This window comes from Nonomuraea sp. NPDC000554 (assembly GCF_040300065.1).
In the GTDB taxonomy this organism is placed as follows: domain Bacteria; phylum Actinomycetota; class Actinomycetes; order Streptosporangiales; family Streptosporangiaceae; genus Nonomuraea.
Genome location: NZ_JBEPDC010000011.1, coordinates 271,226 through 286,100, shown reverse-complemented (window position 1 = coordinate 286,100; position 14,875 = coordinate 271,226). Strand labels below are relative to the sequence as shown.

General features: G+C 64.9%; 9 protein-coding genes. 6 read left to right on the top strand and 3 right to left on the bottom strand.

Annotated elements, in window-relative coordinates; translation table 11 throughout:
* Nucleotides 1-971 precede the first annotated feature (971 nt).
* From ABT294_RS22610 to ABT294_RS22595, 4 genes are all read left to right on the top strand, one after another.
* Nucleotides 972-3,458, top strand: coding sequence for an ATP-binding protein (locus tag ABT294_RS22610; protein ID WP_350808196.1), 2,487 nt, complete (start codon nucleotides 972-974; stop codon nucleotides 3,456-3,458).
* 259 nt (nucleotides 3,459-3,717) lie between these two features.
* Nucleotides 3,718-4,479 carry an NUDIX hydrolase gene (locus ABT294_RS22605; protein ID WP_350808195.1) on the top strand — a complete coding sequence of 254 codons (762 nt, stop codon included), beginning with the start codon at nucleotides 3,718-3,720 and terminating at the stop codon, nucleotides 4,477-4,479.
* Nucleotides 4,476-5,636, top strand: coding sequence for a 5'-methylthioadenosine/S-adenosylhomocysteine nucleosidase family protein (locus tag ABT294_RS22600; protein ID WP_350808194.1), 1,161 nt, complete (start codon nucleotides 4,476-4,478; stop codon nucleotides 5,634-5,636). The genes ABT294_RS22605 and ABT294_RS22600 overlap by 4 nt, the downstream gene beginning before the upstream one ends.
* Entirely contained in the window at nucleotides 5,633-7,624 is a 1,992-nt protein-coding gene (locus ABT294_RS22595; RefSeq protein ID WP_350808193.1) for a hypothetical protein, read from the top strand. The genes ABT294_RS22600 and ABT294_RS22595 overlap by 4 nt, the downstream gene beginning before the upstream one ends.
* A 368-nt stretch (nucleotides 7,625-7,992) precedes the next feature.
* On the opposite strand, the gene ABT294_RS22590 is transcribed toward ABT294_RS22595, so the two are convergent.
* Nucleotides 7,993-9,708: a serine/threonine-protein kinase gene (locus tag ABT294_RS22590; RefSeq protein WP_350808192.1), complete on the bottom strand. Its 1,716-nt coding sequence runs from the start codon at nucleotides 9,706-9,708 to the stop codon at nucleotides 7,993-7,995.
* Between the two features lie 578 nt (nucleotides 9,709-10,286).
* Nucleotides 10,287-11,297 carry an HNH endonuclease gene (locus ABT294_RS22585; protein ID WP_350808191.1) on the bottom strand — a complete coding sequence of 337 codons (1,011 nt, stop codon included), beginning with the start codon at nucleotides 11,295-11,297 and terminating at the stop codon, nucleotides 10,287-10,289.
* 128 nt (nucleotides 11,298-11,425) lie between these two features.
* Here ABT294_RS22585 and ABT294_RS22580 point away from each other — a divergent pair, with 128 nt between their 5' ends.
* Nucleotides 11,426-11,725 carry a nucleoside triphosphate pyrophosphohydrolase gene (locus tag ABT294_RS22580; RefSeq protein ID WP_350808190.1) on the top strand — a complete coding sequence of 100 codons (300 nt, stop codon included), beginning with the start codon at nucleotides 11,426-11,428 and terminating at the stop codon, nucleotides 11,723-11,725.
* Between the two features lie 98 nt (nucleotides 11,726-11,823).
* Here ABT294_RS22580 and ABT294_RS22575 read toward each other — a convergent pair whose 3' ends face one another.
* Nucleotides 11,824-12,369, bottom strand: coding sequence for a GIY-YIG nuclease family protein (locus tag ABT294_RS22575; RefSeq protein ID WP_350808189.1), 546 nt, complete (start codon nucleotides 12,367-12,369; stop codon nucleotides 11,824-11,826).
* A 225-nt stretch (nucleotides 12,370-12,594) separates the two neighbouring features.
* Between ABT294_RS22575 and ABT294_RS22570 the strand changes: the two genes are divergently transcribed.
* Nucleotides 12,595-14,478 carry a DNA/RNA helicase domain-containing protein gene (locus ABT294_RS22570; RefSeq protein ID WP_350808188.1) on the top strand — a complete coding sequence of 628 codons (1,884 nt, stop codon included), beginning with the start codon at nucleotides 12,595-12,597 and terminating at the stop codon, nucleotides 14,476-14,478.
* The last annotated feature ends 397 nt before the right edge of the window (nucleotides 14,479-14,875 follow it).

The following is a 14,875-nucleotide window of genomic DNA, read 5'->3' as shown; positions in this document are numbered from 1 at the left end:
TCTTGATCGCGGCAGTTGCCTATGTCCCGAGACACACCTTGCTGGAGTTTCCTATGTCTTGCGACATGGGTTTCCTATGTCCTGAACCAGCACACTGCCGAGGGCACTCATCTCGACCAGGCTATTTGGCCTCTGACCTGCGGTTTCTCAACCGCAGGTCTTTTGCTTGTCGGGACCTTAGTAGGCCGCCGAGGGCACCCGTATGTAGCCGTAGGACCTTGATCACGGGAGATATACGGGATGATCTTGGCGGCGTTTTCCCCAGGTCAAATACTGATTGAGGCCATCCCGGGTCGCAAGCAACCTCAACGACCGCCCAGAGGCTATGTAACCAGAACCGTCACGGCGGCCCCCGACAACTCGACGTCGTCAAAGCCACCGGAGCAGAAGCGACACCATGCCAAGATCGCCACGCGCTGTGATTGGCCGCGAAACTCCTCACTCTTCGCAGTGGCGCTGCTCCTCGGCGGCAGCCGTCTCCTGGTCGGACCCCGGCACGCACCCGTCGACGACCACGCCGCACTCGCCACGACCAGCGGTGCCGGAGAGATCTGTCGCGCCGATGCGGAACGCCTGCTAGAAACCTCCTGCTCAGACCGTAAGCGTTGGTTTTGGCGCGATAGAAGCCCGCAAGAGCCTCACCAAGGCCGCCGCCGTTAGGTGCTCGGACATCCGTCGGCACGCAATTCAGCATCCATGCCGCATCGATATATCGAACAACCCGGGACACTGTGTCATTGAATGCCTACACTTTACATTCTTCGGCAGTGCGTGCGCTGAGTGGATGCCGATGAGCTCATGATGGCGCGGCGCACACGACGGGCATGGCTCCGCCTGGCCGCCTGGCTGATCGTCCCAATGCTTGTGACGGTGGCCAGCATTCGGGTCTTGGGAACAGAGGGGTGGGCGGGGTGGCTGGCAGTTCTCGTGGTGGTGATGCCAGGGCCATGATCGGAGGAGAGACTCCGGCGATGCCCGGCGACCGGGTCGACAACCACATGAGCGGCACTGCCGGGGTTTCGCTCCAGGCCGGAACGATCCATGGTGATGTAACCGTCACTTCCCAGCCCGCACCGTCGGCGGCCGCCGCGCTGCGGACCCTGCCAGCCGATCTCGCCTCCTTCACTGGCCGAGAGGCCGAGTTGGAGCGCATCGTCCGGGCGCTGGAGGAGCACGCAGGATCGGGAGGCGTGGTGCAGATCGACGCCATCGACGGGATGGCCGGGGTCGGCAAGACCGCGTTCGCCGTGCACGCCGCCCATCATCTGGCGCCGCGCTTTCCCGACGGGCAGATCTTCGTGCGCCTGCACGCTCATACACCGGGGCAGCGGCCGGTGGCGACGGCCGACGCACTGTTCGCTCTGCTGCTGAGCGTCGGCGTCGCCGCCACGCAGATTCCCGACAGTCTTGAGGCGCGGGCGGCCCTGTGGCGCGACCGGATGGCCGACAGGAAGGCGCTGCTGGTGTTGGACGATGCCACAGGCAGCGACCAGGTTCGCGCGCTGCTGCCCGGTAGCGCCCGGACACTGGTGTTGGTTACCAGCCGCCGACGGCTGAGCGCACTGCCGCAGGCCATGCCCATCACCCTGGAGGTCCTGTCTCCCCCGGAGGCCGCTGACCTGTTCGTTCGGCTCGCCGCACGTCCCGATCTCAAGGCGAACGATCCCGCGGTGCGGCAACTGATACGGCTGTGCGGGCACCTGCCGCTAGCCATCGGTCTGATGGCCGGGAAGCTCAGGCATCGGCCTGCCTGGACGGTCGGCGATCTGGCCAGAGACCTCACTTCTGCCGCCGACCGGCCGACCGCGTTGCGCGCGGAGAGTCACTCTGTGGCCGCCGCCTTCGAACTGTCCTACCAGGGGCTGACCCCAGAGCAGCAGCAGCTGTTTCGCAGACTCGGTTTGCACCCCGGCAGCGATATCGACGCCTACGCCGCCGCCGCCCTCGACGGCATCGACCTTGTTACCGCCGCAGCCCTCCTGGACGATCTGTATGCGGTGCACCTGATCGACGAACCCGCCTGCAGACGCTACCGCTTCCACGACCTGATCCGCCGGCACGCTCGCAGCCTCGCCTACCAGGACCCTCCTGCCGACCGGGAGGCCGCCGTGGATCGGCTGCTTGCGTACTACCTGCACACCACACGTACTGTTGATGACCTGTTGCCCGGCCGCTATCCGCAGGCGTACCGGCGACAGGCCGGTGCCCGGCCCTCCGTCATGCCGGAGCTGTCTGGACGTGGCCAGGCCGTGGAGTGGATGGATAGTGAGCGGCTCAACCTGTCTGCGGCGCTGAACCATGCCGCTCGACATGGGCGGCATGGCCATGCGATCGGGCTCGCATCCGCGATGGCGCGATACTTGCAGGCTCGCGGCTACTGGGATCAAGCATTGGCCCTCTACCGCACGGCCATGAGCGCAGCCCGGCAAGCGCACGATGAGCTCGGTGAGGCTGAGGGCCTGTTCCATATCGGGGACATGGAGCACATGCGTGACGACTATCCGGCCGCCGTCGCCAATTTCACACAAGCACTCCATCTCTATCGCAGGGTGAGCAACCGGCTCGGTGAGGCCAACACGTTAAACGACCTAGGGGTCGTGCAGTCGCAGATGGGGCATTACCCAGCAGCCGCAGCCAGCCATGAGGCGGCACTGCGGTTGTACGAGTCCCTCGGCGAGGAGCATGGCCAAGGCGAAGCCCATGCCGCTCTCAGCCTCGTCCAGTACGCAACGGGAGACTTCGCCGCAGCCGCAGCCAACGCCCAAGCGGCGATGAAATTCCGCACCTTGGAGCATACGATCAGCCGGGCTGGGGCCCTTAGCACCTTGGCTTCTATAAAGCATGCCCGGGGTGAATATCAGGCGGCCCTCGCCGGTTTCACCGAGGGGCTGCAGCTGTTCCGCGCTCTTGGCAGCCGTCCCGGCGTGGCCAACACCTTGGACTTGCTGGGCCACGTACAGCGCATAATAGGGGACTTGGCGGCGGCGGACGCGAGTTTCACCGAGGCTCTGAAAGTACACCGCGTGATCGGCAATCCCGCTGGAGAGGCCACCTCCCTCAACGGACTAGGCCTCGTACAAGGGGCAAGAGCGGAATACGAGAAAGCCATGGACACCCTCACTCAGGCGGCTGAACTGCGGCACACCATCGGGCACCGCCTTGGCCAGGCTGAGAGCTTTAACGCACTGGGCGAGGTCTCCCTGGCCGCCGCGGGTGAGAATCAGGCTCGGGAACACTATAAGCAGGCTCTGGAAATCTCCCGCGAAATCGGTACGCCAGCGGAAGAAGCACGGGCCCTGGAAGGCCTCGGACGCTGCTACCTCGCCGACGCCACGTCGGACGAGGCCCGCACCATGCTGCAACTGGCGGAGGCCATCTACCAAAGACTCGGCTCCCCAAATGCGGAGCGGGTGCGAGCTATTCTTCAGGAACACGATTTGTCCACGGGGCCCGGGTAGTGTCCCGTTCGATCATGCGTGCGCATCCAGGCTGACATCAAGATCCACTAACAGCCGGATTCCGGCGGCCAGCGGCCGACGGCAATGATCGCGAACTTCGAGCGATGAATGCTGATTCAGTATCGGTGCAAGTCAGACCGCATTTCGATGCCCGAATTCTGTTTGTCGAGGGGTGGACCGGCCGCGATCCGTTAGTGGCGCAGCAAGTGTCACCCTTCCGCAACTTCCTGTCACTCTGACAAGAAACTATGGTCGTTTCATGACCGACGACCGGTGGGAGCCGCCGAGCGTTCTGCTCGCGGTCGACCTGGTGATCTTGACTTTGCGCGAAGCCCGTCTACATGTCCTGCTCGTCGAGCGTGGTGTGGAGCCCTATCGCGGAGCGTTTGCCCTGCCGGGAGGCTTCCTGCACGACGAGGGTGAGGCCATCGAAGCGGCGGCACGCCGGGAGCTGTCAGAGGAGGCCGGACTGTTCGACGTGCATCTGGAGACGATCGGCGTGTACGGCGAGCCCGGGCGCGACCCTCGCGGCCGGGTGGTCTCGATCGCCTACCTGGCCATCGCTCCCCGGTTGCCGGACCCCATCGCCGGCACGGACGCTGCCGGCGCCTGCTGGACGCCGGTGGAGGACGTCCTGTCCACCTCCGCACATGTGAAGCTGGCATTCGACCATCGGCGAATCCTCGCCGACGGCGTCGAGCGCGCGCGGACCAAGCTTGAGCACACGTCACTCGCGACGGCCTTCTGCGGCGAGACCTTCACCATCTCCGAACTCCAGCAGGTCTACGAGGCGGTGTGGGGAGTCCGGCTCGATCCTCGCAACTTCTACCGCAAGGTCCAGAGCGCCCACGGCTTCATCGTCGCGACCGGCCCCGTGCGGCGCACACAGAACGGCCGGCCCCCCCGGCTGTTCAAAGCCGGGCCGGTCCAGGCGCTGTATCCCCCCATGGTCCGCTCAACTCAGGCCGGACACGAAGCCCCCGGCCGTCACGCTGATCCCGAAGGAGGCGAGCACTCATGAACGAGCACCCCATCGTGATCCTCACCGCACTGGATCTGGAATATCAGGCCGTCCGTAAGTATCTGGCCGGACTGCGGGCGCATCACCACCGCGCTGGCACCTTGTTCGAGGTGGGCCACCTGCCAGACGGTGAATGCCCAGTGGTCCTGGGTCTGGCAGGTAAGGGCAACCACCCCGCCGCCGTGCTCGCCGAACGGGCGATCGCCGAATTCGATCCCCGCGCCTTGCTGTTCGTCGGCGTGGCCGGCGCCCTGTGGCCGCAGGTGGGACTGGGCGATGTGGTGGTCGCAACCCACGTCTACGCCTACCACGGGGGCACCAGCGAGAACGACGGGTTCAAGGCACGCCCCCGCGTATGGGAGATCTCGCACGAGGCGGCGCAGGTGGCGCATCACCTTGATCGCAGCGGCACCTGGATCCGGCGCCTTCCCAATGGCGCGGACATTCCGAAAGTGCGCTTCGGGCCGATCGCAGCCGGCGAGGTCGTGCAGGACTCCGCGATCTCCACACATGCCCAATGGGTTCGCCAGACCTACAACGACGCGCTGGCAATCGAGATGGAGGCCGCCGGCGTGGCGCAGGCCGCCCATTTCAACAGGTCGCTGCCGATGGTCGTGGTACGCGGCGTCAGCGACCGGGCTGACGGCACCAAGGTCACTACCGACGGCGCGAGCTGGCAACCGAGGGCGGTGGCCAACGCCGCGGCCTTCGCCACTGCTCTCGCTGCGGAACTTGCTCAGACTGCACATCCCAAATGGCGTACCGCTTCTGCGGGAAGGACGGAAGGCGAGCCCGTGACGGAGAATGTGCGAAACATCGCCCGCGGCCACGCGCGGGTGGGCGTGCAAGCCGGGGCAATCTACGGCAACGTCTCGGTGGGGCAGTCATCCGAGCCTGCCGCCGACGCGACGGCACTGCTTGCGGAGCTCCGCAAGGAGCTGGCGCAGGCACGGACGGCCGGGACAGTTGACGAGGACACGTTCGCCGCGGCCGAGGAAGAACTCGGCGTCGTCACCGAGTCCTTGTCGACGGACACCGAACAGGGCAAGAACCGCGCGATGATCGCGCTCAAGAGACTGCGCGGCCTGCTGATGGACGTGGCCGAGCTGGCCTCGAAGGTGACATCCGTCATCACCGCAATCAGAGGCGTTTCATGAGCAATCCCGGCACCGGCACGACCAACATCGCGGACGGCTCCGCCACCGTCGGCATCCAGACCGAAACTGTGCACGGCAACGTTTACGTGTACCAGGTGCCGACGGGCGCCTCGCCGAAGGAGCGGTTCGAGGTGGGCCTGCGCTGCCTGAGCGGCGGCATGCCAGGAAGGGCGAGAGAGCACATCGGCGAAGCCGTCATGGACGGCTACGTCAACAGCCGTTCCTGTTTCTACTTGCTGCTCGCCCTGTTGAGCGGTCGCACGCTTCAGCAGGTACCGAAAGACGACCTCGCCCCTCTTGCCTTCGCCCAAAAGGCGCTCGTCGGCCGCATCGACGATGAGTGGACCCACGCGATGAAGGTGATCAATCGCCTCCTGGCCTCCCTCCAGGAGCGTGACGTCGATTTCTCCGCCATCGAGAATCAGCTCAGCGAACTGAAAGACGACCGGCGGAACGAGATCGTCCGTCACCTCGAGATGTTCTTGCACGGCCCCATCCAGGACGCCATGTGGGCACGTGCCTTCGACTTGGCCAAGCAGGACCGATGCGATCGAGCGCGTCTGCAACGGGTCTGGAAGTTCTTCCAGCCCGACCCGATCGGCCCACGGGTACGCCTGCCGCGTCCGCCCGACACCACGATCGGCGGCTGGATCCTCTCCGTAACGACCACGGCCCTCTCGCTGGCGGCCGTCGGTCATATCGGTGTCCAGGCGTGGCAGCACTCCTGGCCGACGGCCGCCCTCGCCCTGCTGCTCGTCACCGCCGGCTCATACGCGTGCGCACGCGGAGGTGCGGAATGGCGCTTCCGGGTCGAACGCCTGCGGGCCAAGGACAGCGAACGCCAGGCCATGAGGCAACCGGCGCCAGAGGGCTTCGCGAGCCGGATCGACCGGCAGTTCGCCGACTATTTCGCACGGTACGTGCCGCGTAACACGGACAGAGCGGCGTGGCTGACGCAGACAGCCAGCGTTCGCCAGGCCCTGCGGGATGAGGTCGTCGAGCTGTACCGGGAGAGCAGGATCGATGCCAAACGGGTGGCGTGGCTCATCCGATACCTCGTCAGCGACGTGAAGGATCGCTGGCAGAAGGGCCAACTGTGGGAGTACCGCGACCGGCTCCGGGTCCCCACATCCATGAAGGCGCGCTTCGCCCTCGGCGCCGTGGCCATCGCCGCAGGTACGGTCTGGCTAACCTGGGGCGGACTGCACATCGCGCCGTTCAGCGTCGTCGTCGCCGCACTCATCGTCGCGGCGGCCAGCCGATTCGCCGTAGGCGGTTGGTTGCATATCGTCCTGGAACACAAGAGGTACGCCGCCGACCGGGAAGAGGCCAAGCAGCTGCTGGACGCTCGCCAGGCGGCCTTCGCCCGGTGGGAGCGCCAACTCTCCGATAAGCCGGACGATCGGGAGATGGCGCACTGGCTGGACTGCGACCGCATGGCATTGACCAAGGAGGCGATGCAGCACTACAAGCTGAAACCACACAACGTCATCGCCCACGCCTTCATCGAAGCCCCAGCAGCTACCTACAAACGGGCACACGTCCTACACGGCCCCTGGCGTTATTCCAGATACAAGCTCCTAGTCTTCCTGCTCACCGCGGACGGCGTCCGACAGATGACCGTTGACCTCGACTTCGAAAAGGCCACATTCCACGACCGAAAAAGAATCAACTACCGCTACGACGCCGTCGCCGCTGTTCAGGCCGCAGAAGCCGATGACGGCCACAGAACGTTCGAACTGACGCTGGTTAACGGCCACCCGATCTCGGTCGAGGTGACCGGACCTCCGCCGAATCCCGAGACAGGGGTAGAGGAGGACGCGCGCACTGTGTCGCAAGTGACACTCGACACCGCAGGGCTTGGAAACACCCTGCACGTTCTCGAAGGCGTCGCCGCCGAAGGAAAGAAATGGATCAATCATGAACGAGAGCGTGAGCAGGACCGGTTAGCCGATCTCACGAACGCCGCGCATGGAATGTTCGGCTAGACATGCGGGTGGCAAGAGCGTGCCACGCGACAAACGCCAAGGACTCCGCGTGATTTCCTATCGTGCCGTTCTCGAGGTCCCCAGAAGGTTGGTTCCCATCCTTCCCGGCTGCTGCTCCGTAAACAACCCCAGCGAGGCACTCGTAAGGGCACCAGGAAGATTCGCCCTGGTGGCAGGCGATCCATTGCCGTCAGCGCCGTCATGCACGCGCCCCGCCAGGCGTACCGGCAGGTGACGAACCAAAAGGCTCTCCGCCCTACACATCGCAAGAGACAGGCCCGTCCGCACTCTTCGAAGGATCACCGACAGGAGGACTTCACCCAGCTCACCTACGGAATGGTGGCCGCCGTCGCTAGGGACCCCTCGGGTCACGGGTCCCGTGAGACCGGTGCGCTGGAGGGACTCCATCGTCGGCCGCCGTGTCGAGCGAGGGCCTCGGTCAGAGCGGTTTGCTGTTCCTTCGTCATCGGTCCCAGGACGCAGATGGGGAAGCGGCCGTCCTTGCGCGCCGCGATCGTGGCCGGTTCGTGGTGTGGCCATCCTGCCGGGCACAGTTCCGTCGGTCGGCGGTCGTTCCCGGGCGCATGCTCCAGGTGGAGGCCGTTGTACATGTACGGTTCCCTCCCCGCTCCCTTGCCCCTGATGGGCTCGATGGTGATGCGTTGGATCTGATCCCAGGTGAACTCGCGGCGTCCGGTGGTCCCATTGGTCACGATGTGGTTCGGGCCAACGTGCAGCGTCCAGGCATCCCTGTCTCCGTGTGGGCGGGCGGTCTTCATCTCGCTGTATGCGGCGTAGATCGCATTGATAGCGCAGGGGGCGATTGAACCCATGGCAAGGAGAAGCCCGAACGCGAGCAGGTAGCCCCAGCCGGTGAGCTCGTCACCGGCATCAGTCTGGAGGCTGAGGCGATGCCCCTGCAGCGGGAGGTATATGCACACGGCTGCCGCCAGCCCCAGGGCTGCCGCCCAGATCGCCCACGTCTTCCACACACCGCTTGGCCTTGTACGGTCGGCGTAAGCGGACAAGGGCTCCTTGCCTGTCCAGGACATGTCGAAAGAACCGTCCGGCTCGGGCATCCGCCGGGTCGGAGCCACCGCCCTTGTATGCGGCGGTTGACCGACCACGCCGCGTTCATCCGTGGCCGTACGGGTTCGCCAGCTGTCATGTGCACCGTGGTCCAGCCCGTCGTCCACAACGGCTCCACCCGTATCGCCAGGTCCGCCAGATCCCGGCATGGGCACCGTGTCAGCGCGGGCGGTCCTCAGGTCGCGGAGACGATCGCGGACCTGATGTGCCGAATCGGGTCGTCGTGCGGGATCGCGGTCCAGCAGTTCGGCGACGAGCTCTGTCAGGGCGGGCGGCAGGCCGGGGCGGAGGGAGTCGAGGCGGGGCGCGTCTTCGTCCAGTTTGCGTCGTATAACGGCTAGGCCGTGGTGCCCGGTGAAGGGAGGCCTGCCGGTGAGCATGGCGAACAGCACTCCGCCAAGCGCGTACAGGTCTGAGCGTTCGTCTCCGCGTTCGGTGAGGAACTGCTCGGGTGCGCCGTACTCCGGGGTGCCGGCCGGTGTTAGCTGGGAGGACCGTGCCACGGTGAAAGCGGTCTGGAGGAACCCTGCGATCCCAAAGTCGACGACCTTCACCTGCCCCTCAGATGTGAGCATCACGTTGTGCGGCTTGATGTCGTAGTGGACGACGCCGGTCCGGTGCGCGGCGATCAGCGCGGCACAGATCCCGTCGGCAATCGCGAGCGCCTGGGCGAGAGCCATCGGCGCATCGGCGCGGATATGTTCAGTGAGAGTGGCGCCGTCGACCTTCTCCATGACGAGGAAGAGCATGTCCTCGTGCACTCCACGGTCGTGGAGGATAACCACGTTCGGATGGTTGATCTGCGCGGCGGCCACCGCCTCGCGTTCGAAGCGCAGGGTCAGTTCCGGTAAGGCCGCCTCGTCGAGGACGAGCAGCTTGAGCGCGACGTCGCGGTACAGGGTGCGGTCCCGTCCGGCCCACACCTCACCCATGCCGCCCCGACCGAGCCGTTTGACCAACTCGTACCGGCCCGCGATCAGTTCCCCGCGCTCCACCCGACCACTCCTGTTGGCTCGGATAAGCCAGCTATCAACCACAGCGATCAACACGCTACAAGCCGAACGTACCAACCGCCTATGGCACACAATCCTTCAGTGCCCACGGCTGTTCCTGGGTTCCTCGACTCGCCAGGCTCCAGCATCACCCGCCTCTTGCAGCTGCGCTGTTCGTCCCTTTTCGCGAAGCCGCTTTTCTCGCCAGCCGCCTTCTCCAGTTCCTGCAGCCCGTGAAGGGCCCCAGCCGATCGACGAATACCTTGCCAGTGGAATGGCCCTTGCCCTCAGAAGCACACCATCGCGGTACGCGGGGACCAGAGGCTTTCCCATATGCGCACTCGGGCCGCTGACGGACGAGCAGCGCACGGACCCGACCCAGTGCGTGTCATCGCCAGAAAGGAACGCCCGCGCTGACCTGACCAGCAGAAATCTCATCCCGACGAGCAGGAATGACACACTCTCGGGCCCATGGAACGCCGCTTACCCGGATGCCGCAGGGGCAATTCCGATAGCCCGGCATCGCCGAGGCGATCGCGATGGGAGGTGGCGAAGAGCGACCTAAACTGTCCTTCGAGCGCCTACCCCAGTTGGTTGCGCACTTCCTGGATGAAGTCCCACCATTCGCCGACGCGTCCACCTGTGAAGCCGTGACGCTTCAGCGTCAGTTGGAGAGTTCGCTTCAGCGGATGAGGCGACTGCATGATCGCCTCGTTCCGCAGGGCCAGACGGATGAGCTGGCCCTGCGTGGGCGGCTGATTGCTCTTCTGCCCGTTGCAGGGTCTGTGTGCAGGGGCGAGGTTCCAGATCGCGTCCAGATCGATGTCCGCACCAGGAAGGAGCCGCTTGAACGAGTACGGGAACACATGATCGACCGCAACGTCATCGACACCAGGGGTAAGCAGTTCGGCGCAGATGATGCAGCGGCCATGCTGAAACCCGATGACGGCCTCGGTAACCCCCGCGACCGAGCGCCGCCGTTCCTTGTCGGTGATCTGCAGCGCCTCCAGGTCGACCGCGACCCCCTCCTCGACCAGGCTTCGACCCACCCCAGCGGCGAAGGACGTCTCAACGATGCTCCACCGCGCGGCCAACTCCGCCTGCAGACTCGCCTTCTGCTCGGACAGAGCGACCTCACGGAGATGGTCCGTCAGCTTGACCACACGCTCCCGAGAAGTGCCAGTCACTTCGTAGAAGCGGTGAGGCACCTCAGCGCCGCCGTCACCACGCAAATTGTGGAACTTCTGCATCACCATGGCGGGCATCGACTTCATCGCGGCAGCGAGCAGCTTCTCCGTTGGGGACCCGAGCCGCACGGACTCAGCGGCCTCCTCCCGAGCCACGGACAGGAAATCCAATCCGCCGGCAACGACCTTCGACGACGCCTGCGGCGCTTGAGCCAGATGCTCCACCAGACTCATCGCGTACGGCTTGGCCAAGTCCCTGAGGAGGATGTCGGTACGCCCTTCGGCCGCAGCGCCCAGCAACGCCCCGCCCAAGGCGAAGTAGGTACGCACGTTGGCGCCCATGAGCACCGCCAGCCGCCATGAGGAGCGGGCGGTCGGCTCTTCGCGAAAGAACTCCACAGTCATCCGTACATGCCAGCCTTGATCGCGATATCGACCGGTTCAGGGTAGTTCGCGATCACGGGAATGTCACTGAGGCTCGATAGGCTCAGGAGCCTTACAGGTGGGGCTTGGGTGAGTGGAGGACGTCGAGCATGGGCAAACTGGTACGGGACAACATTCCGGATATCATCCGCCAAAGCGGCAGAGAACCGGTCATTACCGTGCTCGACAAGGTCGACTACCGCAAGGCCCTGCTGGCGAAATTGTTTGAAGAGGCTACCGAGCTCAACGAAGCCTCCCCCGCCGAGGTCGCGGAGGAAATCGCCGATGTGTATGAGGTTCTTCGCTCTCTAGCTGCGGTCCACGGACATGACTGGGCTGTGATCGAAAAAGTTGCAGCCGCTAAACGTGAGGAGCGCGGCGCATTCCATGACCGCCTCTACCTGGCGTGACGCAGGGCTGCTACAAGCGTGAATACCGCTGCCGGCCAAGCCGAACACTTGCCGCAGAAGGCGAGGGCCGGCCGAGCGCGTCCACAGCCCGGGGATCGTCAGGAGCTGATCGGGAGGCTGCGAGCGTGGGCCCGCGCCGAGGCGCGCAGGCCGCTCAGGTAGGGGTGGAAGGCGTGGTGGCGATTCTGATCCAGGTTGAGGGGGAGATCCAGCCGAGCGATTAGTTCGGCTTCCCCGGTCCAAGGCTCGTCGTGCTGGATCCAGCACACACGCGCGTGCTCAGCCATCCAGGCCGTCAGTTCCTTCTCACCGGTCTGGCCGAAGGTCAGCCGCTTTCCGCTGCCCACTCGGCGAAGCTCAAGCCCAAGCAGACAGCCGAGGGTGAGTCGCAGGGTGGAGCCCTCAGCGTTGCCCCGGAAGTGATAGCGCACCCTGCTCCGGAGATTCTGCCTGCTGGCTCGGGTCGCCATGCGGCGGGGAGCGATCCCCACATAGAGGAGGCTGTCAGCGGGCAGGCTGGGATGCGGAGGCTGGGTGAAGTACCAGCCGTAGATGCCCGCGACGGCGGGCACCGGACTCGGGCGGGTGAGGACCTCGGCCGCTTCCCACAACTTGACCGGCTCTAGCAGCTCGGCAGTGCTCATCCCCGCCCCCAGTCTCGTCAGTACAGGAAGGCTAGAGCACGCTACCGACAATGAGGGCGAGTGCTCCAATACAGGTGAATGCGGTTTCGCAGCGATACTGGCCCCGCTACTCTTTTGGCGACCATGTGATGCGGCCCGACGGGCTTCCGCGGTCGTACGGTTTCGTCCGAAGCGGATAGGCCCCCACCCGCGCGAGTTCATTCGTGCTGCCTGGGGGGACAATCCGTGACGGCGCTGCGGCTGTCTGTCGAGAACCTGCTCGCCTCTCCAAACGAGGCCGCGTTCGCGGAGGTGATCGCCGAACATGTGCGGGCAACTACCGGCCGCCGTTCCTCACCCTCCGAAGTCAGGTCCTGGCAGCGCAGCTTGCCAGTCCTTGCACGCGATCTCGCCGACGCCGGGTTGCACAGAGTCGAGATGCTCGTGGAGTACAAACTCCCGCTGACGAGCAAGCGCGCCGACGTGGTGCTTGCCGGCGTACACCCGCGGACCGGCGAAGACTCTTACGTCGTCGTCGAGCTCAAGCAGTGGAGCCGTGCCGAGCCCTCTGAGTTGGGTGAGCATCTGGTCATCGTGGACGGTATGCCGGGCGGCGACACGCTTCATCCGGCCGAGCAGGTGCGCCGGTACTGCGAGTACATGTGCGACTTCCTCGGGGTGCTCAGCGACAAGCCGAACGCCGTGTACGGAGCCGCTTACCTGCACAACGCCATGGACCTGGACGTCGACGGCCTATCGGATCAGGTCCGCGACGAACGCAGTCGTCTCTTCACCAAACAACGGCGCGGCGAGTTTCTCCGCTACCTGAGCGAGCGGCTGTCCGACAAGCCTGGCGCCGACGCCGCCGACCGCCTCCTGTCCAGCGCCGTCGCTCCCAGCAAGCAGCTCATGACCTATGCCTCCAAAGAGATCCGCGAGCGCGAGCAGTTCACCCTGCTGGACGAGCAGCAAGTCGCGTACGAACTGGTCATGGGCGCCGTCGACAAAGCACGGCGGGCGGACTCCAAGCAAGTCGTCATCGTCACAGGCGGTCCAGGGAGTGGGAAGAGCGTCATTGCGCTGTCACTACTCGGGGAGTTGTACAGGCAAGGCCGTTCGGCTCTGCACGCCACCGGCTCACAGTCCTTCACGCAGACCATGCGCCGTTATCCCGGCCGTGGCAGCACCCGGATCAAGAACCTCTTCAAGTACTTCAACAGCTTCACAGATGCCGAGCAGAACGGCATGGACGTGCTGATCTGCGATGAAGCTCATCGCATCCGCGAAACGTCCACCAACCGCTTCACCCCGGCGGCAAGGCGGACAGGACGCAGCCAGCTCGACGAGCTGCTATCCGCGGCACGGGTGCCGGTCTTCCTTCTCGACCAGCACCAGGTGGTACGGCCCGGCGAGCTCGGCACCGTGGCGAGCATCGAGCACTACGCCCGCGCCAAGGGATACGACGTTCGGTTCGTATCGCTCGATGAGCAGTTCCGCTGCGGAGGCAGCCGTAAGTATGAGCAGTGGGTCCTCCGTCTGCTGGGTCTGGCGGACGGCGGGCCGATGGAGTGGGACGGAGATGAGGACTTCCAGGTACGGCTCGCCGACTCCCCGCAAGAGCTTGAGGCCTTCCTGGGAGGCCAGACCGGTACCGCCCGCATGACCGCCGGCTACTGCTGGCCGTGGAGCGACCCACGTGCTGATGACACCCTCGTCAATGACGTCGTCATTGGTGACTGGGCCCGGCCGTGGAACGTCAAGAAGGACCGGGCCGTCGGCGACTATCCGCCGAGCATGCTGTGGGCCAGCGAGCCGAACGGGTTCGGGCAGGTTGGTTGTGTCTACACCGCCCAGGGGTTCGAGTACGACTGGAACGGCGTCATCTTGGGTCCCGACCTGGCCGTCCAGGACGGGCAACTGTTCACCGTGCGCGAGGAGAACCGGGATCCTGCTTTCAAGAGCCGTAAGACCGTTCCTAACAGCGACTTCGACCAGCTTGTTCGCAACGTGTACAAGGTCCTGCTCACCCGAGGCATGCGCGGAACCGTGATCTACGCGGTCGACCCCGAGCTGCGGGACTTCCTTGCGGGCCTCATGCGTGCCACGCGGCCCCAATCGGTCCCGTCATGACCTCATCATGGCGCGCCCACGCCAAAGTCGCTTGAGGCCGCTCTACCCGAGGCCACGATTCTTGCCATGACAGAAGAAAGCCGTACCCAAGGCCTCAGCGTCCTGCACGAGGAGCAGTAGTTGAGCCCGAAAACGGCTTCTCGGTCGAGCTTCTGGTCATAGCCCCGTAGACGGTACCTATGCCATCTTTGGGCTCTGCAGCTTGTAGAAGGCTGCTGCAGATGCGGGGTCGCCAATGCCCAGGAACCCGCGAACTGGGCGCTGCAGATCCGCCCCCTTCTTCCTAAGGCTTGGCCTCATCCCCGCCATAAGCATGGGACTTCATCCCTACTTGGCCAGTCATGTCCGTTTTGACAGGATGGTTACGATATGTTGCATAAGCCCGTCCATTACCGGA